This is a genomic window from Aliidiomarina celeris, assembly GCF_003316875.1.
Classification (GTDB): Bacteria; Pseudomonadota; Gammaproteobacteria; order Enterobacterales; family Alteromonadaceae; genus Aliidiomarina; species Aliidiomarina celeris.
This window is the reverse complement of the sequence record NZ_QMIL01000002.1, coordinates 531,503-551,941: the sequence shown is the minus strand read 5'-3', so window position 1 is coordinate 551,941 and position 20,439 is coordinate 531,503. Positions and strand designations below refer to the sequence as shown.

Genomic DNA, 20,439 nt, shown 5'->3' with positions numbered 1-20,439 from the left:
TGTTTGTTTATCGTAATTTCAACGTTGCCAAACCAATCAGTACAAAAATAAGTGAAAGAATCCAAAACCTTACAATTACTCGCGGTTCCGGCCAGCCTTTCAATTCGTAGTGGTGATGAATGGGTGCCATGCGGAAAATGCGTTTGCCGCGCAGTTTGTAGGAACCGACTTGCAACATCACCGATACGGTTTCCATCACAAATACCCCCCCCATGATCACCAACACCAGCTCTTGGCGCACCAACACTGCAATGAGCCCCAACATGCCGCCAAGCGCTAACGACCCGACATCGCCCATAAATACTTGTGCCGGGTAGGTGTTAAACCATAAAAAACCCAGCCCAGCGCCGACAATGGCTGCGCACACAATAGTAAGTTCCGCCGCTTCGGGAATATAGGGAATTTGCAAATAGGCGGAGAAATTCACGTTGCCGGTTACATAAGCAAATACCGCTAACGCGCCCGCCACCATAATAGTTGGCATTATCGCTAGGCCGTCGAGGCCATCAGTGAGGTTTACAGCGTTACTTGTGCCCACCATGACAAAGTAAGCAAGTAATAAGTAACCCAAACCGAGTTGCGGCATTACGTCTTTAAAGAAGGGAATCAGTAACGCCGTTTCTGCTGGTTGCAGTGCCGAGTAATACAAATACACCGCTACACCGCCGGCAATAACCGATTGCCAAAAATATTTCCAACGGCCAGGTAAACCGCGTGGGTCTTTGCGAATTACTTTACGGTAGTCGTCAATAAACCCAACCAACCCGAAGCCCAATAGCACCACCAGCACCGCCCAAATATAACGATTGGTTAGATCAGTCCACAGCAGCACTGAGAGCAAAATGGACCCCAAGATCAACAACCCGCCCATGGTTGGCGTGCCGGTTTTAACCAAATGGCTTTCGGGACCGTCGTTACGCACAACTTGGCCCATCTGCAGTTGCTGCAATTTGCGGATTAACAGGGGCCCACACCAAAGCGACACAATGAGCGCGGTGAGAATACTCAAAATAGAGCGCATGGTGAGATACTGCAGCACGTTAAAGGCCGATGCCACATTGGTTTGTAAATATTCAGCTAGCCAAATGAACATGCTGCACTTCCTTTATTATTGTTTTGTTCAAGCAGCCCCTTCACCACGTTCTCCATTTGCGCGCTTCGCGATCCTTTCACTAGAATGGTGAGTTCGTGCTGATGTTGTTGTGCATCTTCAATAGCTTGACCTAATGCTCTCACCACACCCTGCTGGTGCTCAAAATGGCGACCACCGTGGCCATTGAACACTTCGCTGGCACTTTGGCTAAGCACCCCTATGGTATACAGGCCATCAATACCGGCAGTAATGGCATACGCGCCGATCTCCGCATGGTATGCACGTGCTTGTTCGCCTAATTCACCCATGTCGCCAAGTACAAAAATGCGGCGACCCGGCAAGCTTGCGAGCACGTCTAAGGCCGCTTTTGCAGAGCCCACGTTAGCGTTGTAAGTATCATCAATGACCCGCACGCCGGCATAAGGTTGGTGTACCCACATACGGCCCGGTACCGGTTGCACCGCAGCGAGCCCATAAATGATTTGCTCCAATGGAACCGCGAGTGCCAAGCAGCAGGTTGCGGCCGCAAGCGCATTGTTCACGTTATGCAAACCCGGTACGGTAAGCTCTACCTTACCGCTCAGAGACTCAGTACGAAGGGTAAAGGTGGCACAGCCACTGTTATTCAATTCAATGTTCTCAGCCCACACACTTGCACGGTCTTCCGCGTTGCCTGTTGGCGGAGTAGGTTTAGCCGAAAACGTGATGTGATTGCGCCCTGCTAGGGCCTTTAGCCAGAATGAATGAAAGTCGGAGTCGGCCCAGGTTACCGCCACGCCTTTTGGATCAAGCCCTTTAAAAATCTCGGTTTTCGCCTTACAAACGCCACAAATATCGCCAAAACCTTCCACATGGGCGGGTGCTACATTATTGATTAGCGCTACGTCTGGGCGCGTTAAACCTGTGGTATAGGCAATTTCACCGCGATGGTTGGCACCGAGCTCAATCACCGCAAATTCATGTTCCTCGGTTAGCCTTAGCAAGGTTAACGGAACACCAATGTCGTTATTAAAATTACCGGCAGTAGCTAACACCTGCCCTTGCTGGCGAAGAATACTCGCCACCATTTCTTTCACTGTCGTTTTACCACTGCTGCCGGTAATAGCGATGGTTTTCGGCGCAACCGTGCGCTTCACCGCCGCGGCTAAGGCGCCAAGTGCCTGATGCGTGTTTGCCACCCGAATTTGTGGCAGAGTGGTGGTAAGTTCTCGCTCGGTGACAATGGCTGTCGCCCCGGCTTCCTCAGCTTGGCTAACATAATCATGCCCATCGAACTTAGGCCCACGAATACAAATAAACAGGTCGCCTGGCTGCACCGCGCGGCTATCAATGCTTACGTTTCCAATACAAGCGTTTCCAATACACGCGTTTCCAACACACGCATTCTCAAAGTTCGGCTCGCTCGTACTATTCGCCGTTAACTCGCCGTTAATCTGCTCGCATACCCACTGCAACGACACGTTAATCATGGCGAAGGTCCTCTGCGAGTTGTGCCACATAAGCGCGCTCGTCATAGTGCTCAGTACGCGAGCCGATCAGTTGATAGGTTTCATGCCCCTTGCCTGCACAGACAACAACATCTCCATGTTTTGCGCTCTGCAATGCAAATTGCACCGCGCCAGCACGACCAGGCTGACGAATAATTTCTGCCTCATGGGGCATACCGGAAATAATGTCATCGATAATCTGCTCTGGCGCTTCAGTACGCGGGTTGTCGTCGGTTACCACACTGATGTCTGCATATTGAGCCGCTACCTGCCCCATTTGAGGGCGTTTCCCGCGGTCGCGGTCACCACCACAACCAAACAGCGCCCAAAGTTTTCCGCTGCAATGATTACGAGCCGCTTGCAGCACATGCTGCAGCGCGTCTGGGGTGTGGGCGTAATCGACAATTGCCAGCGCGCCATTGGGTAATGCGAAGGTTTCCATGCGGCCGGGTACTGACTGTAAATGCTCGATCAGCTCAGCAACGCGCGACAATGGCACCTTATTCGCTAACACTGCGGTAGCGGCAGCAAGTAAATTCGACACGTTGAAGGCGCCAAGCAGTGGGCTCTCCACGCGCACACTTTCATGTTCCCAATTTAAGGTTAAACGGGTGCCTGAATGGGTGTATTGAATGTTGCTCGCCACCAAGGTACGCGCTCGACCCGCTAAACTCGGTTGTAGGCTATACCAGTAATCATCAAGGCTGCCCCAACCCGCAACTATTTTATCGTCGGCGTTAAATACCCGCACTGCGGCTGGAAAGTCGGTAAATAAACGCCCTTTGGCGGCGGCATAGGCTTTCATCGTGCCGTGGTAGTCAAGGTGATCACGGCTAACATTGGTGGCGATCACCGTGTGAAAATGCAAACCTTCCACGCGGCCTTGGTCGAGTGCATGCGACGACACTTCCATCACCACCGAACGTGCGCCCTCAGCCACAAAGCTCGCTAACCGTTGTTGTACGGTTACGCCGTCGGGTGTGGTGAGCGCTTCGGGAATGAGCTGCGACACAATGCCGCTACCAACGGTGCCCATCACTGCCGCTGGCGGCTCGATGGCATGCCAAAGTTGGCCTAACAAATGGCTTACGGTAGTTTTTCCATTGGTACCGGTTACGCCACACAAGCGCAGCTTACGTGACGGTTGGTCAAAGAATGCTCCCGCAATATCCGACACCTGTGAACGTAAATTGGGTATCGACAACACCGGAACCCCGGCGTGCTCCTGCACGGCTAATTTGTGGCCTTCACTCAGCACCACTCGTGCACCAGCGGCAATCGCAGCGCTGATATATTCACGGCCGTCGGTTTGGTAGCCCGGCACAGCAATAAAAGCATCACCTGGCGTTACTTTTCTCGAATCGAGTTTTAAGCCGGTAACGGTAAGAGCCTGCAACTGCGCATGCTCAGGCAGTCGCAGATGCGATAGTAAATCACTCATCAACATCGCGGACACCTCCTACAAAGCTTGCGGTTCTTAACCCTTGCCCATTGAGGTTGTCGGGAGCAATATTCAAAATGCGCACGGTCTGTTCGGCAATGGCTGCAAACACGGGCGCGGCCACTGAACCACCATGATAGCTGTCGCCCGCAGGTTCATTGATCATCACGGCAATAGCTAAGTCGGGTGAAGAGACCGGCAGCACACCGGCAAACAAGCCAACATACTCGTCGCCATAACCTCCAGCCACGGCCTTACGCGTGGTACCGGTTTTCCCCGCCACGCGATAACCCGGTACTCGTGCCCGTGTTCCGGTTCCCCCGTCGGCGGTAACCTGCTCCATCATTTCGAGCACTTGCTGGCTATGCTCAGCAGAAAATACCCGCCGCCCTGCTGGTGCCTGCTCTTGGGCAATGATAGTAAGCGGAACTTGCATTCCGCCGTTACCAATGGTGGCGTACATGCGTGCGAGCTGCAGCGTGGTGGTACTGATTCCATAACCATAGGAGAGGGCAGCCACTTCAAAGTCTGACCAGCGTGTACGGTGGCGCATTTGCCCCATACTCTCGCCCAACAAATTAATGCCTGTGTCAGTACCAAAACCAGCGGCGTAATAATTCTCTAAGAGCTCGTCTATACCTACCGACAGCGCGATTTTACTGGTGCCAACGTTGCTTGAACGCGCCAAGATACCGGCTAAGGAAAGCTCGCCTTCGTTACGTAAATCTTGCACGCGACGACCACCGACATTCATCCAGCCGGGACTGGTATTAATCAAGCTCTCCGCGGTCATTTCGCCGCTGTCGAGGGCTTCTAGAATCACGAGCGGCTTAACGGTAGAACCCGGCTCAAAGGTGTCGGCTATGGCTCTATTGCGCAGCTGATGCGGTTCCACGCCGGTGCGGTTATTTGGGTTATATGAAGGGCTGTTCACCATGGCCAAGACTTCGCCGGTGCGCACATCCACAACCACCACCGAACCTGACGTGGCTTGGTGGTAACTCACCGCACGTTTCAGTTCACGGTAAGCTACGGCTTGTACGCGCTGATCAATACTGAGTCGCAGCGACTGTGGGGGTTGTGCTGCAATAACTTCGAGCTCTTCAATCACACGGCCCGAACCGTCACGGCGATAACGGCGCTGGCCCGGCGTGCCAATCAAAAGTGAATCGTAAACTGCTTCCACGCCGTCTAAACCTTGCCCGTCAATATTGGTAATACCCACTACATGCGCCGAAATCTCACCTGCAGGGTAATAGCGGCGCGACTCTTCTTTTAACGACACCCCCGGAATACCAAGCTCGCGTACATAATTCGCCACGCCCGGTGTCACCATGCGCTGAAGGTACACGAAACGGCGTTCAGGATTGTCTACTTTACTTAATAATTGCGCTACCGGGGTTTGAATAACCTCGGCCAGCGCACGCCAACGACGCTCGTCGGCAAGACCATTCTGTTCGTGAATAACTTTCGGGTCGGCCCATACCGTGTGCACCGGCACACTCACGGCTAACTCAATACCATTGCGGTCCGATATAGTCCCGCGCTGTACCCGCTCTTCGCTCACTCGTAGTGAGCGTAAATCACCTTCGTGACGCAACCGATCCGGCTCTATCACCTGAATGTAAGCGGCTCGTGCGACCAATGCTGAAAAAACAAAGCCCAAGCCAATCAGCACCAATACAAACCGACCCTTCATAGGTTCAGGCCGTAATATTTTCTGGTTCCGTTTTATCGCCATGGCACCAACACCTCCTGCGCTTCGGTCGGACGCTGCATGTTGAGTTGGCGCAATGCCAACTGTTCAATGCGGCTATGTTCCGACAACGCATTTTGCTCAACCGTGAGGTGACGCCATTCCACATCGAGTGCATCGCGTGCTTTTAATAATGTCTCCCGCTCAGCCATAAGTTCGCGATATTGGTGCGCCTGAAATACAACGACTAAGGCGCTAGCCACTGCTAGCGCCGTCCAAAATACCAAGCCCCGGTAACGGTTGAGGTCTCGTAACATCTCAACCAATAAGTGTGTATGAATAGGTAGCTTCATGGTAAACGCTCCGCTACCCGTAACACAGAGCTGCGGCAGCGCGGGTTGCGCTGAATCTCCTCTGCACTCGGTTTAATGGCTTTGCCCACTGTAATTAAACGGCGGTTGTCTTCAATTTCATCGTCTCGCAACGGTAAACCGGGCGGCAACTGCGGGCGCTCGCTTTCTTTACGCATGAACAGCTTGGTGAGGCGGTCTTCTAAACTATGGAAGCTAATCACCGCTAATCGACCACCGGGCTGCAGTGCTTCTACTGCTGCAGCAAGGGCGTCGCGCGCTTCATCAAGCTCGCGGTTAACGTGAATACGAACCGCCTGAAACACGCGAGTAGCCGGATGTTTGTGGCGTTCTTTCGACGGACTAACGCTGGCCACGAGTTTGGCCAGTTCACTCGTACGCGTTAGCGGCTGTAAGTCTCGGCGCTCGACAATAGTGCGTGCAATACGACCAGCGTAGCGCTCTTCACCATAGTGGCGGAAAACATCCGCCATTTCGTCTTGGCTAGCGGTCGCTAACCATTCTGCTGCCGACTGCCCTTCCGTTGGGTTCATTCGCATGTCGAGTGGGCCGTCGTGCATAAAGCTAAATCCGCGTTCAGCGTCGTCTAATTGTGGGGAAGACACGCCAAGATCAAATAGAATACCAGCCACGCGGCCCGTTAAGTTTCGTTCTGCAACAATGTGGGGGAGTGCAGAAAAAGAGGTGTGAATAAATTCAAAGCGAGGGTCATAGGCAAGCTGTTCGGCAGCCTGCGCCGCGGTAGGGTCGCGATCCAATGAAATTAAGCGCCCAGATTCGTTTAATTGCGATAAAATGGCACGGCTGTGCCCACCCCGACCAAAGGTAGCATCGATGTACAATTGATCCGGTTGAATCGCCAATCCTGCTATCGACTCGGCGAGTAGAACCGGTATATGGAGCGGTGTCTCGGCCATTATAATGTAAAGTCTTGTAGTCGATCAGTAAGTATATTGTCGTCTGCGTGTTCAGCGGCCATATCGGCTGCAATTTGGTCTTGCCATGCTTGCTCGTCCCAAATTTCAAACTTATTGAGCTGCCCAACCAACATGAGCTTCTTGCTCAGGTTTGCATGTTGGCGAAGCGTTGGTGCAATCAGCACACGACCGTTTTTATCCATGTCGCAGTCTTCGGCATACCCTAATAACAAACGCTGCATACGACGCTCTGCGGGGATCATGCTGGAAAATCCAGCTAAGCGTTGTTCAATCACTTTCCATTCGGGCAGCGGATACAGCAAAAGGCACGGTTGCTTGGTATCAATCGTGCACACTAATTTGCCTTCGCAATCAAGCGTCAAAAGGCTGCGGTATTTGGCAGGAATCGCCAACCGACCTTTGTCATCTAGACTGAGTGAACTCGCTCCACGAAACATAGTGTTTTATTCTCGGGATCCACCAGTGATCCACTTTTCTCCACTTTTCCCCACAACGATACAGTCTAGGTGTCACTTCGTTCACCTGTCAAGCAAAAACAAGATGTTTTACGTGAGCGAAATGAACGTGAATTAAGGCTGTGTTTTATTTACACAAGGTATACAATTGGTTAGTTTACAAGCGTGGGCATTACTCACGCATATTTGGGGCAGTGGCTTTGCGTAAATCGCCGAATTCTATTATTGCAGCGATCATGTTTTTCATTACCTTGGTAGTGGTGGCAGGCTTTGTTCTCAGCGAGCAAAAACAAGACACTGAATACAATCGTTTTACAGCATTGCAGGAACTCTCGCGTATTCGCGCGCAGTTAGAAGGATTGATCAATGCGAACTTGATCAGTATGAGAAGCCTTCGTGCTGAGTTCTCGCTCAATGCAGAAGTGGACCGCGAACGCTTTGATCAACTCACCGCAGCCTTATTATCCGACGATCTGCATGTACGCCACGTTGCAATTGCGCCCAATCTCATTGTTTCTCATATTTATCCAGAAAGCGGCAACGAAGCCGCCATTGGGCTCGACTATCGCACCAGCCCCGGGCAATACCAATCGGTACAAGAAGCAATCGCCGCCCGTGAAATTACCATTAATGGTCCCATAGAACTGGTACAAGGAGGCACAGCACTTATTGCCCGCCTACCGGTTTTCTCACAACACGACGGCAGCCTTTGGGGTATTGTTTCGCAAGTCATCGACTACGAGCACTTACTCGATGACGCCGGTGTTCATCAGTCCGATTCGCTCACTATCTCGCTAAGAGGAGCCAATGGCAGTGGTGAGAAAGGCCCTATTATTAGCGGTAACCCTACAGTATGGGAGCAAAACCCACTCACCACTCAGGTCACCTTACCGCAAGGATATTGGGTATTGGCCGCTCAACCGATTTCAGGCCGCTGGGCACCTCCGCTTTATCACTACTACGGCTGGTGGACACTCGGTTTGGTGGTGTCACTATTGCTCAGCATTTTGAGCTTTGCGTTATTGAACACCATTAGCAAGTTGCGTTCAGCCTTCGCTACAATTAGCCACCAAGCGCAATACGACAGTCTTACGGGGCTCCCCAATCGCAGTTACTTTGTTCAGCATTTGAATGACTTGGTTCGGCAAGGAAATCGCAAAGCAAAACCCTTTGCTATTTTGTTTATCGACCTTGATCACTTTAAAGAAATTAACGACTCCTTAGGGCATGAAGCGGGCGACATTCTTTTGCAGCAAGTTGCCAAGCGCATTCGCAACACGGTGCGCTTAAACGACGTGGTGGCTCGTTTCGGCGGCGACGAGTTCGTGGTACTGGTTACAGACCTTAATGAACCCTTTGAAGCAGAAGTGATTGCAAATAACATTTTTAGAGCATTACAGCCCATTCTTAGCATTGAAAATCACGATGTGCTCATGCAAGCCTCTATCGGTGTTTCTGTTTTTCCAAACGATGGCACCTCGGCGAGCGATTTACTTAAACATGCAGACCTTGCTATGTATGCCGCGAAGTCCTCGGGCCGCGGCACCTCTTACTTTTTTAATGAGTCGTTGCGTGAACAAGCCGAATCACACTTACAATTACACCAAGAGATTCTCAAGGGGCTCGACCGCGAACAATTCTCGGTCCACTACCAACCCATTATTCATAGCCAATCCAATAGTATTGTTGCTATTGAAGCTTTAGTGCGCTGGCATCACCCTACGTTGGGGCTAATTAGCCCGGCCCATTTTATTCCCGTAGCAGAAAAAACCGGCACTATCCGTGAAATTGGTCAATTTGTCCTCGAGCGTGTGTGCCAAGACTATCATCGCCTTATTAATGCCGATTTACCGCTTCGGATCTCCGTAAATCGCTCGTCGCGGGAATTCAACGATCCAAATGCTGTAAACCAGTGGATCGATACTCTAGACCGATACAAAGTGCCACGCTCCTGTATTACCTTTGAAATTACCGAGTCAATATTGATGCCCGATAAAGAGCGCCAACATAAAATGCTTGAGGCACTTGCGAGCACAGGGATAAACCTTGCCATCGACGACTTTGGTACAGGCTATTCATCGGTCACTTATTTGCGTAATTTTCCCGTACGCCAAGTGAAAATAGATCGTGCCTTTTTGCATCAAGTGCCGAGTAACACACAACAGGTAGCGTTAGTTAAAGCGGTTATAGAAATGAGCCATGCATTGCAACTCGACATTGTTGCTGAGGGCGTTGAAACCGAACAACAAGGCACGGCACTGCGCGCCCTACATTGTACCTTTCAGCAAGGTTATTACTATGCTCGCCCGCTCCCGCTCGACCAACTGATCATGCAATTCAATCCACACACTGGCATTAGTAGCCACCGTTACCAACTGTAACCTCGTTGCCGCGGTGAAATTGTCACAAAAGCTTCATAATCCTTCCTCGCCCTTAAGATAAAATCGGCCCTTGAATCGTGCATTTATACTTCGCTTGGAACGCTCATGACATTACGCCGTATTTCTATTCGTCATCGGTTGCTAATCAGCACAGCTGTGCTCGTAGCCGGCATGCTAATGCTACTGCTGCTCAATAGCATTCAAAGTCGGCAAGCCACCACGCTGCACAATGCGAGAATCAATACCGAGGCACTCAACACCGAAGTGCTCATGCTCCGCCGCCATGAAAAAGATTTTATGCTGCGTATGCGGCTCGACTATTTAGCGCGCTTCGACCACAGCTTAACCAAGATAAACAACGTTAGTGCCGAGCTGAGCGAACAACTTGCAGCGCAAAACATCGATGCCAGCGCGTTGCAGTATTTCAACCGCCAAACCGAGGTTTATCGGGCAGAATTCGAAACCCTAGTTAATGCTTATCAAAGGCTTGGGCTCACGCCGGAAGAAGGCCTTGAGGGCACCTTACGGGCAGCGGCGCACGATATCGAGCGGATTTTCCAAGACCTTAATCTACCGGTAATGAACGTGGCGTTGTTAACCATGCGCCGGCATGAAAAAGATTTCATGATGCGTGTGGATTTAGCCTATCAGTCACGCTTTCATGAGGCGCAAGAAGAACTTGTGGCCTTATCTCGCCGCCAACTTATTCCTATTATGGAGCGGCAACCCTTGCAACAAGCGATCGACAATTACCGCCAAGCCTTCGACCGTTATGTTGAGCAACGAATTGCCATTGGCACTGACGAAAATGACGGTATTGTGGGGCAAATGAGAGAAGCCGTGCACCAAACAGAAGCCGCGCTAACCACTCTTGACCAAGCCATTGAAGCGGCCATTAACAGCAACCGCCGAGCCCTTCAACGCCTCAGCGTGCTGCTCTCGTTGCTTACACTGGTTGTTGTTGTGGCGCTTAATTTGTTGATCAGCAGAAGTATCGTCAATCCACTACGCGATATGCAGCGAGGCATTGCCAAGATTACAAGTCACTCAGACTTGCGCATTCGGCTCGACAACGCAGGTGCAGACGAACTCACTGATGTCGCTGAGCATTTTAACCAAATGCTGGTGCGCTTTGAAAACGTCATTGCAAATCTGATCAAAGCTGCTGAACGTGTAACTACATCCTCACACCAACTCAGCAAGGTGAGTGCCGACGTTACCCAAATTGCACACGCACAAGAGCAGCAAACTACGCTTATTGCCACCGCCATTACCGAAATGGCGACTGCCGTGCAACAAGTGGCCCATAGCGCCGAGTCGGCCTCAGGCTCAGCCGATGGCGCGCACCAGCAAGCCAAGCAAGGGCTCGACACCGTGCAACAAAATCTAGCGGCAATGAAGAATTTACAAAGCTCAGTGAGAGAAACCTCAGAGCGGTTGCAAAGCCTTAACGAGAGCACCGACGAGATTACCCATGTGGTGCAGGTTATTCAGAAAATAGCAGAACAAACCAACTTGTTAGCATTGAATGCGGCTATTGAAGCCGCTCGCGCCGGGGAACAAGGGCGCGGCTTTGCCGTGGTCGCCGACGAGGTGCGCAGCCTCGCCGCCAATACCCGCACGAGCACCGAAACCATTAACCAAACTACTGAGCGTTTGTTACAGAGTGCACAAGCTGCAATGGCAGCAATGGACCAGTCTTCACAACGGGCGCAGGAAAGTATGGCCATGGCAACCCATTCCGGCGAAGCCTTTGAAGCGGTTGGTCAGGCGGTCAAGCAAGTGGTTGACATGAACATTCAAATTTCCACCGCCACGGAGCAACAGTCGAGTGTCGCCAACGAAATTACGGAAAACGTAAATACCGTTGCCAGCAGCGTACGCGACGTCGTTGCCGGCGCGGAGCAGTGCGAACATTCCAGTGAAGAGCTGGCCGAGTTGGCCGAACAGCTCATTGCGCAGGTAAGTCAATTTAAGGTTTCTTGAGCAGTAACTTGTGCACAAAAAATTGTCTGCGGATAAAGAGAAAGGTGGAGTCAGCCATTAAGCCGGGTTCTGTGCTCTGTTGCCAGAGTGACAATCATTCCTCTAGGACTGCAGTCGCCCACAGCCTCAAGCAACCTACCCGGATCCGAAGCGGGCCACCCCAAGGATCCCTATTTGGTCTTGCTCCGAGTGGAGTTTACCGTGCCGCGAACTGTTACCAGCCGCGCGGTGCGCTCTTACCGCACCCTTTCACCCTTACCTGATCCTATTCTTACGAACAGGCCATCGGCGGTTTGCTCTCTGTTGCACTAGTCGTCGGCTCGCGCCGCCCAGGCGTTACCTGGCACTCTGCCCTATGGAGCCCGGACTTTCCTCCCCTTGCTTACGCAAGCAGCGATTGTCTTGGCTGACTCCGGCGCGCAGTATACACGAGCCTACAGTTAGATTACGAACTTTAATGGTTTATTTGTCGAGTTCGAGACCGTATCGGTATAAATCATTTACCCTTAAGCCATAATGCGTCGCGACTATTTTGGCCGCTTTTTTCGGTGGTAACTCTTCGTGCAACAAGCCTAATAGCTGAACGGCTTCTATGGGTAAACTATCCTGCTGCTTTTCAGCGCCGGCGATCACCAACACCATTTCCCCGCGCTGTTGGTTGGCGTCGGCTTGCACCTGCGCGCGAACATTTGCAATAGAACCAGCAAGATAGGTTTCAAATTGCTTGGAAATTTCGCGCGCAAGTACCATTTCCCGCGCCGCTCCAAATACCTCTTCTAGCGCGGCAAGACTGTCTACAATGCGCCTTGGCGCTTCATAGAACACCAAGGTTGCGGATTCCGCCATAACCGCTTCTAAGGCTTGTATACGCGCGTGCTGTTTGGCGGGTAAAAAGCCACAAAACAAAAACTTATCTGTGGGTAGGCCCGAAGCAGAAAGTGCAGCAATAGCGGCGCAGGGCCCCGGCAAGGCAATAATTCGAATGCCGGCCGCTCGGCAAGCACGTACAAGCGGATAACCGGGGTCACTAATTAGCGGCGTTCCTGCATCTGAAATAAGCGCAATATCGTCACCCGCTTGTAACCGAGCGACCAGTGCATCGGCCTTTTCACGTTCATTATGTTCATGCAGGGCAAACATAGGCGTGGTAATGCCATAATGGTTTAACAGTACACGCGAATGGCGAGTGTCTTCCGCGGCAATCGCTTGAACCGACTGTAAAACCGACTGCGCACGGGCAGTAAAGTCTGCCAAATTACCTATGGGTGTAGGGACAATATATAAATTTCCGCTGTTCACAGCCTGCCTCTGTTTGTTTGTGGGAGCCTGGCAGTTTATAGTAAGCGCAGGCTGAACATGAATGAGAACTCCTATTGTGCCAAAGAAGCTGTTTCCTTGCATCGTTACCGTAATTACGCTGGCAGGTTTGTCTGCCTGCGGTAGTACTCCAGAGCCCGTTGCTGCGCCACCTGAAATTGAAGTTGTTCAACCCGAACCCGAACAAAGCCCGCCGTCGGCTGAAGAGTGGTTGCAAGCGGCGCGAGAAGCGCGCTCAGTTCATGCTGCGCAAATCAATTTATTGCAAGCAGCAAAAGCGTACCTGAACGCAGACCAACCCCACCATGCCGGCGCAATTTTAGTTGAAATTAACACGCAGTATTTACGCCCGAATGATCTGGCCTTATTTGAACTCCAAAAAGGCCGATTCTTTGCCTCTTTGTCTGACTGGGACGCAGCGGCGCAAGGCACAGAAAACCTTTTCAATAGGCTCACCGAACAAGAAGACAGAATGCAGCTACTGTGGTTGCACTATCACACGGCAGTTGCCCGCAGCGACCATTTTGCTGCGGGCTTGCAGCTCATTCGTATTGAAGCCTTACTCACCGGGAGCGAACCACCTAACCCTGACGAAAGCGAGTTCACCGACCGCATTTGGAATCATTTCAGGAAAGCACCTGTCGACATCTGGCGCAGTCCACCTCGAGAGGCCGCAGGATCGGCAGCAGGATGGTTTAGTTTGCTGCAGCGACTCACCATGGTGCTTGACCAGCAAATGACTTTTCAAAACGCACTCGAGAATTGGCAACGAAATTATCCCGAACATGCGGCGCAGGCAATCGTAAACCGTTTATTGGCCGATCCACAATTACAAGAGCCACCCGAGCGAGTTGCTGTTCTATTACCCCTTACAGGAAGTTTTGCTAACCAAGGTGAGGCCGTGCGTTTTGGCGTACTCTCAGCACTCGTAGAGCAGGCACAAGAAAATGTTTTCTTTATCGACACCAGTCAGTTTACCGCTGCGGATATTGCCCAGCAGCTCGAAAGTTATGACATTGATTTAGTGATTGGGCCTTTAGACCGTGAGGCCGTCGATCGACTTCATGAGCTCGAAGACTGGAATTATCTACAACTAACTCTGAATCATCCCAGTAGTGAGGGCACGCTACCACGCAGTAGTTATTTTGCCCTTGATCTTGCAGCTGAAACACAAGCAGCTGCTGTTGCCTTGAATGCACAAGGGCATAAAGGCGTTTTATTGTTGGCACCGAACACCAATCGCGCACGCGCACTAGCCGACCTCTTTACCCAGTATTGGCGAGAAAACACGGCGCAAGGGCACATTCGTACGGGCTACTATGGTTCCAGTAGCGAAATGCGCGACCTTATTCGCAGTGAACTTAAAGTGGCTGAAAGTGACGCGCGCAAAGAACAAATCGAACGTATTCTACAAGGGCCGAAAGTGGAAATGGAGTTTCGCAGCCGGCAAGATATAGACGCTATTTACTTACTCGGCGATGCCGTTCAAGCGCAACTGTTAAACCCCTTTATTATGAGTAACCAATCGGCCTTTGGTGATCGTATTCCGGTGTATGCAAATTCCACCGTTAACGAACAATCACAAACACAAGACGAAGGCGACTTGCAAGGCGTTCGGTTTGCCGACGCACCTTGGCTGTTACCAGCCCACGAGCGCGCCGATCTTCGTTCGCAGCTCGACAGCCTCATAGCGGGCTGGAGCCGCAGCCAACAGCGGCTCACTGCAATGGGTTATGACAGTATGCGGTTAGCACCTCGGTTAGCACTTATGCGCCATCTTGAAGGCTACCGATACGACGGATTAAGTGGGCAATTGCGGATTCAAGAAAATATACTACTGCGAGAATTGTCTTGGGCTATGTTTGATAACAAACAAATACGCATGGCGCCCATTCAATATGTCGACAAGAACAACCGGAACAATTTATGAAAACACTGCAGTAAGGTATTTGCAACAACAAGGCCTTACTCTTGTTGAGCAAAATTTTCGCCTTCGCGATGGCGAGATCGATATCATTATGAAACACGGTCAATTTTTAGTGTTTATTGAAGTAAAATATCGACGCTCTGGTGCTTTTGCAGACATACTTGAACAAATTCAACCGGCACAGCTACAAAGGGTTCGGCGCTCCGCTAGAATATATCTTCACTTGCATGGGTACGCTGAGCACCTTACTGCTTGCCGCTTTGATATACTCGCTATCACCGGTTCGCCGCAAGATATTAATTGGTTACAGGACGCGTTTTAATCATGCAGGACCATATACAAGCTCGCTTTAATGAAAGCATACAAACTCAAGTAGCAACCGCCGATAGCATCGGTCCAGCCATAGGGCAAGCGGCGGAAAAATGTGTTCATGCGCTTCTAGGTGGCCAGTCTATTTTTGTTTGTGGCGACGAAAGCGCGAGTTTTATTAGCGCACACTTTGCTACCCTACTGCTTTATGGCTGCGAGCTGGAACGTCCGCCGTTCCCAGCCATCCACCTCTCCCACCGCGCGGCAGCTGATGTGGAGTCCAACTGCTATGCTCGGCAAGTCAGTGCTCTGGGTAAGGCTGGCGATATTCTTATTGTCTTTGTCACCAAAACACACGACGACAGTATTCACAACGCCATGACAGCTGCGCTTTCTCGCGACATGAGCATCATCTCCATAAGTGGCGACGACCCCGGCGATTTCTCGGGATTACTCGGTGCTGGCGACGTTGAAATCAGAATTCCGTCTACCGCTACCTCGCGCATTTTGGAGCAACAACTGTTCTGCGCCCGCATTTTCTCCGACCTTATTGAAGCAAAAATTTTTGGTGGTCTATAGCATGAAATTCAAATATTTAGCGGTGCTTTTACTGTTGCCCTTGCTGCAAAGTTGTACGCTCGTTGCAGTGGGTGGCGCGGTCGCTACCACAGCCATTGTACTCGATAGCCGCGACATCAACAGCCAAATCGACGACTCTGGCATGCGACTGAAGGTGACCAACGCATTGCACAACTCAAATGCCCTTAGCGAGCAACGTATCCGTGTTATTCCTTACAATGGGGACATTCTGTTAATTGGCCAAGTTGCCAACGAAGCCATGAAGCGTGAAGCGGAACAACTCGCTCGCAGCGAAGGGCAGCCACTCAATTTATTTAATGAAATAAGTATTGGCGAGCCCGCTAGCATCGGCGATCGCTCACGCGACACCTGGATCACAACCCAAGTAAAAACGCTTTTGCTCCGCGGTGGTGAGCATGACATGTCGGGTATTAAGGTCGTTACCGAGAATCGAGAAGTGTATTTACTCGGTTTAGTCAGCGAGGCTGCCGCACAAGAAGCAATTGACATTGCACGCAACGTGCGGGGAGTAAAACGGGTTGTAAACGTGCTCAGCACCGAGCCCAGCAACCCGTAATAATTGTTTTCCCAGCTATTTAATCACCTTAAGCTGAGGCTTGCCTTTTCGCGTAGGCTTCGGAGCGTCTGAGTCGCTGGTATTCCCGTCTGGGTTCGGCGCCAATTCTGGTGCTGGTACCAAACTCGCTTCTTCTTCGTCATAGGCGGTTTCAGGCTCAAAAATAGAGCCCGCACCATTTTCTCTTGCGTAAATAGCCAGCAGCGCGCCAAAGGGAACAACAACTTTACGAGGAACGCCACCAAAGCGCGCTTGAAAAGAGAGCTCTAGCTCTCCCATTTCAAAGGCCGTGGTGGCTTCAGGATGAATATTCAACACAATCTGCCCGTCCTGCACGAACTCCTGCGGTACTTCTGTACCTGGGTAGTTCGCGTCGATCACTACATGCGGAGTAAGCTGGTTATCGAGTAACCATTCATACAAAGCACGTGCTACATAAGGGCGTTTCGGTGTCATTTCTCTTCCGTCTCCTTCTATTGTGCGACCGAGAATTACGCGCGGCCTAACTCACGCTCGGCTTCTGTAAGCGAGTCTTGGAACGACTGGCGTTCAAAAATACGCAACATATAGTTTTTCACTTCCTTGGCACCGTTGCCCGCGAGCTCAATGCCAAATTGCGGTAAACGCCATAACAAGGGCGCAAGGTAGCAATCCACTAAGCTAAATTCTTCGCTAAGGAAGAAATCGTGATCAGAAAAAGCAGGCGCCAAAGACAAAATACCTTCGCGCAACTCTTGTCGCGCTTGCTCGCCTTTTTTTCCACCTTTCAGAATAGTGTCGGCAAGTACATACCAGTCGCGCTCTAAGCGATACATGGTCAACCGGCTATTACCACGACTTACCGGATATACAGGCATGAGTGGTGGGTGCGGAAAACGCTCATCTAAATACTCGACAATAATGCGCGAGTTGTACAATACAAGATCTCGGTCAACCAAAGTGGGTACGTTGTCTGCGTACGGATTAAGCTGTTGTAAATCTTCGGGAACGTTCCCTTCGTCTACAAAAGTAATTTCGTAGGTAACGCCTTTTTCTGCAAGCACAATCCGAGCCTGATGGCTGAATAAATCATCACGCCCAGAATAAAGGGTCATTACCGAACGTTTGTTGGCAGCAACAGCCATGTTTTTCTCCACTATTTTCAAACAGCAAAGGGGGCGCAATACGCCCCCATCATTCTCTTAATCAATAAGCATTTGAAATACTTATTTTATATCTCGCCAATATTCTTTCTTCAGCAAGATAGTGAGGATTAGCAACACGATAAGGAAGCCAATCACAAACATACCTAAACGTTGGCGCTCAAGTATTACCGGCTCGCCGATATAAACCAAGAAGTTGGTCAGATCGAGCATCGCTTGGTCAAACTCTTCTGGGCTTAAACGACCGTTACCGTCCGACTTAATGCCCACATAAACGTCTTGCATGCTACCGTCGAGCATGCGGCGTTCCCAAGTTTTCCGCGGCGTGCCTTGCAACTCTTCAAGTGCCCATGGCATACCCACGTTCTCAAAGATCTCGTTGTTCACACCAAACGGGCGGCTTTCGTCAACATAGAAGCTGCGGAAGAAGGTGTACAACCAATCTGCACCGCGTACCCGAGCTACCATAGTTAAGTCTGGAGGAGTCAATCCAAACCATTCTCCAGAAGCCTCTTGGTCGATCGCTGAGATCATGTGTGATCCCACACCATCGCCAGTGAATTGCAACAGCTCTTCACCAAGGTCAAGTGGAATACCAATGTCTTCAAACGTACGCTGATAGCGTTGGTATTGCGCATTGTGACAGCCCATACAATAGTTCATGAAGATCTGCGCGCCACGTTGCAGTGAAGCGTTATCTTTCAGATCATAGTTGGCTTTGTCCACTGGCACGCTTGGGCCGGCTGCAAAAGCAGCCGACGGAAGCACAAATGCTAGAGCGAGAAGAAAGCGCTTCATCATTTCGTTAACCTCTCCGGTAATGGCTTGGTTTTCTCATTCTTACTGTAGAACCATAAGAATGCGAAGAACGCGAAGTATAAGAAGGTAAAGATTTGCGCCATCAGCGTGTAAATACCTTCCGCTGGCATTACGCCTAAGTAACCCAGAATTACAAAACTAATTACAAACTGGGTTAAGTTGGCTTTGTGCAAACCACTACGATAGCGAATAGAGCGTACCTTACCGCGGTCAATCCAAGGCATTAAGAACAGCAATACAATTGCTGCAAACATTAGGATTACACCCAACAACTTAATAGGTACTGCACGCAAAATTGCGTAGAACGGCGTGAAATACCAAACCGGCGCAATGTGCGCTGGCGTACGCATTGGGTCTGCCGCTTCAAAGTTTGGCGGTTCAAGGAAGTACCCACCCATTGTTGGCAAATAGAATATAACGATTGCAAACAGAATGAGGAAGCCCGCCAAGCCTACTAAGTCTTTTACCGTGTAATACGGATGGAAAGGAATAGCATCCACAATGTCGTATTTCTTAGCATAACGCTCGTGGAACTCGAACTTCGCTTTGTCTTCTTCTGCTACAGAACCTTTCGGTTTCTTAATGTCGATACCGTCTGGGTTGTTTGAACCCACTTCGTGCAGCGCAATAAGGTGTAAGAACACCAAAATAACCAATACTAACGGCAAAGCAATAACGTGTAGCGCAAAGAAGCGGTTTAGTGTCGCGCCTGAAATTACGTAGTCGCCGCGTATCCACGTTGTTAAGGCATCGCCTACGTACGGAATTGCACCAAACAAGGAAATAATAACCTGCGCACCCCAGTACGACATTTGTCCCCAAGGCAGCATGTAACCCATAAAGGCTTCAGCCATCAACACCAAGAAGATTAACATGCCGAACAACCACAGTAGTTCGCGTGGTTTTTGGTACGAGCCGTACATTAAACCGCGGAACATATGGAGGTACACCACCAAGAAGAAGAACGACGCCCCGGTAGAATGCATGTAACGCAACAACCAGCCGTACTCAACGTCGCGCATAATATATTCAACCGACGCAAAAGCCCCTTCAGCACTTGGGTTATAGCTCATCGTCAACCAAATACCGGTAACAATTTGGTTTACCAGCACAACTAACGCTAACGACCCCATCAAGTACCAGAAGTTGAAGTTTTTCGGCGCAGGGTATTGGGTTACGTGCAACTTCATCGAGTTACTGAATGGAATGCGTTGGTCAATCCAATCCATCAAACCTTTCATTAGGCAGCCCCCTCTTCTTCACCCACAATTACCGTTACGTCGTCGACGAAGTAGTGTGGAGGAATAACTAAGTTGGTCGGTGCTGGAACGGCCTGGAATACACGACCTGCGATGTCGAACCGCGAACCGTGACACGGGCAAAAGAAGCCAGCTTCAACCCCTTCAGCTTCAATAAAGCTGCGGGAAATAAATTGTGGCGAACAGCCCAAATGAGTACAAATGCCCACAGCAATAAACCACTCAGGTCGAATTGAGCGATGCTGATTCTGCGCGTAGGCAGGTTGCTGCTGAACATTAGACTCGGGATCGCGCACTCGGCTGTCGGTTGCGTTAAGGCTGTCCAACATGGTTTCCGTGCGGCGCACGATCCATATCGGTTGACCACGCCATTCAGCACGAATTAGCTGACCAGGCTCTACTTTATCGATCTTCACTTCTACCGGCGCACCCGCAATACGGGCTTTAGCGCTTGGGTTCCATGAAGCTATGAAGGGAACGGCTGCACCAACGGCTCCGGCAGCACCTACCACAGAGGTAGCTACGGTCAGAAATCGGCGGCGGCCTTTATCTACAGGCGCATTGCTCATCCATCTTTCTCCAGTTTTGGACGCTGTGCGGGAAATTTCCGCAGCACAAGTACCTAATACTCGCGACTAAAAAAAATGCTACCCGATGATAAA

19 protein-coding genes and 1 other RNA gene are annotated in these 20,439 nt (G+C 50.7%); 6 read left to right on the top strand and 14 right to left on the bottom strand.

Annotated elements, in window-relative coordinates:
- Positions 1 to 7: 7 nt before the first annotated feature.
- The 7 genes from mraY to mraZ are packed head-to-tail and all read right to left on the bottom strand — an operon-like array spanning position 8 to position 7,463.
- The gene (gene mraY, locus DQW12_RS06830; RefSeq protein WP_113907082.1) at positions 8 to 1,093 is read right to left on the bottom strand and encodes a phospho-N-acetylmuramoyl-pentapeptide-transferase; all 1,086 of its coding nucleotides are present in this window, start codon (positions 1,091 to 1,093) and stop codon (positions 8 to 10) included.
- On the bottom strand, positions 1,078 to 2,562 hold the full coding sequence (locus tag DQW12_RS06825) for a UDP-N-acetylmuramoyl-tripeptide--D-alanyl-D-alanine ligase (RefSeq protein WP_113907081.1): 1,485 nt from the start codon (positions 2,560 to 2,562) through the stop codon (positions 1,078 to 1,080). The genes mraY and DQW12_RS06825 overlap by 16 nt, the downstream gene beginning before the upstream one ends.
- Entirely contained in the window at positions 2,555 to 4,021 is a 1,467-nt protein-coding gene (locus DQW12_RS06820) for a UDP-N-acetylmuramoyl-L-alanyl-D-glutamate--2,6-diaminopimelate ligase (RefSeq protein ID WP_232819910.1), read from the bottom strand. Before DQW12_RS06820 ends, DQW12_RS06825 begins: the two co-directional genes overlap by 8 nt.
- Positions 4,014 to 5,762, bottom strand: a complete 1,749-nt coding sequence (locus tag DQW12_RS06815; protein WP_113907079.1) for a penicillin-binding transpeptidase domain-containing protein — start codon at positions 5,760 to 5,762, stop codon at positions 4,014 to 4,016. Before DQW12_RS06815 ends, DQW12_RS06820 begins: the two co-directional genes overlap by 8 nt.
- Positions 5,753 to 6,070: a cell division protein FtsL gene (gene ftsL / locus DQW12_RS06810; RefSeq protein WP_113907078.1), complete on the bottom strand. Its 318-nt coding sequence runs from the start codon at positions 6,068 to 6,070 to the stop codon at positions 5,753 to 5,755. The genes DQW12_RS06815 and ftsL overlap by 10 nt, the downstream gene beginning before the upstream one ends.
- Entirely contained in the window at positions 6,067 to 7,005 is a 939-nt protein-coding gene (gene rsmH, locus DQW12_RS06805) for a 16S rRNA (cytosine(1402)-N(4))-methyltransferase RsmH (RefSeq protein ID WP_113907077.1), read from the bottom strand. The genes ftsL and rsmH overlap by 4 nt, the downstream gene beginning before the upstream one ends.
- Positions 7,005 to 7,463, bottom strand: coding sequence for a division/cell wall cluster transcriptional repressor MraZ (gene mraZ / locus DQW12_RS06800; RefSeq protein WP_113907076.1), 459 nt, complete (start codon positions 7,461 to 7,463; stop codon positions 7,005 to 7,007). The genes rsmH and mraZ overlap by 1 nt, the downstream gene beginning before the upstream one ends.
- Before the next feature lie 218 nt (positions 7,464 to 7,681).
- On the opposite strand from mraZ, the gene DQW12_RS06795 reads away from it, so the two are divergent.
- Together DQW12_RS06795 and DQW12_RS06790 are read left to right on the top strand one after the other, a co-directional pair.
- The gene (locus DQW12_RS06795) at positions 7,682 to 9,862 is read left to right on the top strand and encodes a putative bifunctional diguanylate cyclase/phosphodiesterase (protein ID WP_157957867.1); all 2,181 of its coding nucleotides are present in this window, start codon (positions 7,682 to 7,684) and stop codon (positions 9,860 to 9,862) included.
- A gap of 105 nt (positions 9,863 to 9,967) precedes the next feature.
- Entirely contained in the window at positions 9,968 to 11,848 is a 1,881-nt protein-coding gene (locus DQW12_RS06790) for a methyl-accepting chemotaxis protein (protein ID WP_113907074.1), read from the top strand.
- A 42-nt stretch (positions 11,849 to 11,890) separates the two neighbouring features.
- Here DQW12_RS06790 and rnpB read toward each other — a convergent pair.
- Together rnpB and rsmI are read right to left on the bottom strand one after the other, a co-directional pair.
- Positions 11,891 to 12,262, bottom strand: an RNA gene (gene rnpB, locus DQW12_RS06785) — RNase P RNA component class A.
- Between the two features lie 48 nt (positions 12,263 to 12,310).
- Positions 12,311 to 13,147, bottom strand: coding sequence for a 16S rRNA (cytidine(1402)-2'-O)-methyltransferase (rsmI, locus tag DQW12_RS06780; protein ID WP_232819909.1), 837 nt, complete (start codon positions 13,145 to 13,147; stop codon positions 12,311 to 12,313).
- A 61-nt stretch (positions 13,148 to 13,208) separates the two neighbouring features.
- Here rsmI and DQW12_RS06775 point away from each other — a divergent pair, with 61 nt between their 5' ends.
- The 4 genes from DQW12_RS06775 to DQW12_RS06760 are packed head-to-tail and all read left to right on the top strand — an operon-like array spanning position 13,209 to position 16,557.
- Entirely contained in the window at positions 13,209 to 15,095 is a 1,887-nt protein-coding gene (locus DQW12_RS06775; protein ID WP_113907073.1) for a penicillin-binding protein activator, read from the top strand.
- Entirely contained in the window at positions 15,064 to 15,414 is a 351-nt protein-coding gene (locus DQW12_RS06770; protein ID WP_113907072.1) for a YraN family protein, read from the top strand. The genes DQW12_RS06775 and DQW12_RS06770 overlap by 32 nt, the downstream gene beginning before the upstream one ends.
- A gap of 2 nt (positions 15,415 to 15,416) precedes the next feature.
- Positions 15,417 to 15,980: a D-sedoheptulose-7-phosphate isomerase gene (locus DQW12_RS06765; protein WP_113907071.1), complete on the top strand. Its 564-nt coding sequence runs from the start codon at positions 15,417 to 15,419 to the stop codon at positions 15,978 to 15,980.
- A gap of 1 nt (position 15,981) precedes the next feature.
- Positions 15,982 to 16,557, top strand: a complete 576-nt coding sequence (locus DQW12_RS06760; RefSeq protein WP_113907070.1) for a BON domain-containing protein — start codon at positions 15,982 to 15,984, stop codon at positions 16,555 to 16,557.
- A 15-nt stretch (positions 16,558 to 16,572) separates the two neighbouring features.
- Here the strand turns inward: DQW12_RS06760 and DQW12_RS06755 are convergent, their stop codons facing one another.
- The 5 genes from DQW12_RS06755 to petA all read right to left on the bottom strand — a co-directional run bounded on the left by DQW12_RS06755 (position 16,573) and on the right by petA (position 20,346).
- Positions 16,573 to 17,013 (bottom strand): ClpXP protease specificity-enhancing factor, encoded by a 441-nt coding sequence (locus DQW12_RS06755; RefSeq protein WP_113907069.1) that lies wholly within the window; start codon positions 17,011 to 17,013, stop codon positions 16,573 to 16,575.
- Positions 17,014 to 17,048: 35 nt separating this feature from the next.
- On the bottom strand, positions 17,049 to 17,681 hold the full coding sequence (sspA, locus tag DQW12_RS06750) for a stringent starvation protein SspA (RefSeq protein WP_113907068.1): 633 nt from the start codon (positions 17,679 to 17,681) through the stop codon (positions 17,049 to 17,051).
- An 81-nt stretch (positions 17,682 to 17,762) separates the two neighbouring features.
- Entirely contained in the window at positions 17,763 to 18,497 is a 735-nt protein-coding gene (locus DQW12_RS06745) for a cytochrome c1 (RefSeq protein WP_113907243.1), read from the bottom strand.
- Positions 18,497 to 19,759 (bottom strand): cytochrome b, encoded by a 1,263-nt coding sequence (locus DQW12_RS06740; protein WP_113907067.1) that lies wholly within the window; start codon positions 19,757 to 19,759, stop codon positions 18,497 to 18,499. The genes DQW12_RS06745 and DQW12_RS06740 overlap by 1 nt, the downstream gene beginning before the upstream one ends.
- On the bottom strand, positions 19,759 to 20,346 hold the full coding sequence (gene petA, locus DQW12_RS06735) for a ubiquinol-cytochrome c reductase iron-sulfur subunit (protein ID WP_113907066.1): 588 nt from the start codon (positions 20,344 to 20,346) through the stop codon (positions 19,759 to 19,761). The genes DQW12_RS06740 and petA overlap by 1 nt, the downstream gene beginning before the upstream one ends.
- Between the last annotated feature and the right edge of the window lie 93 nt (positions 20,347 to 20,439).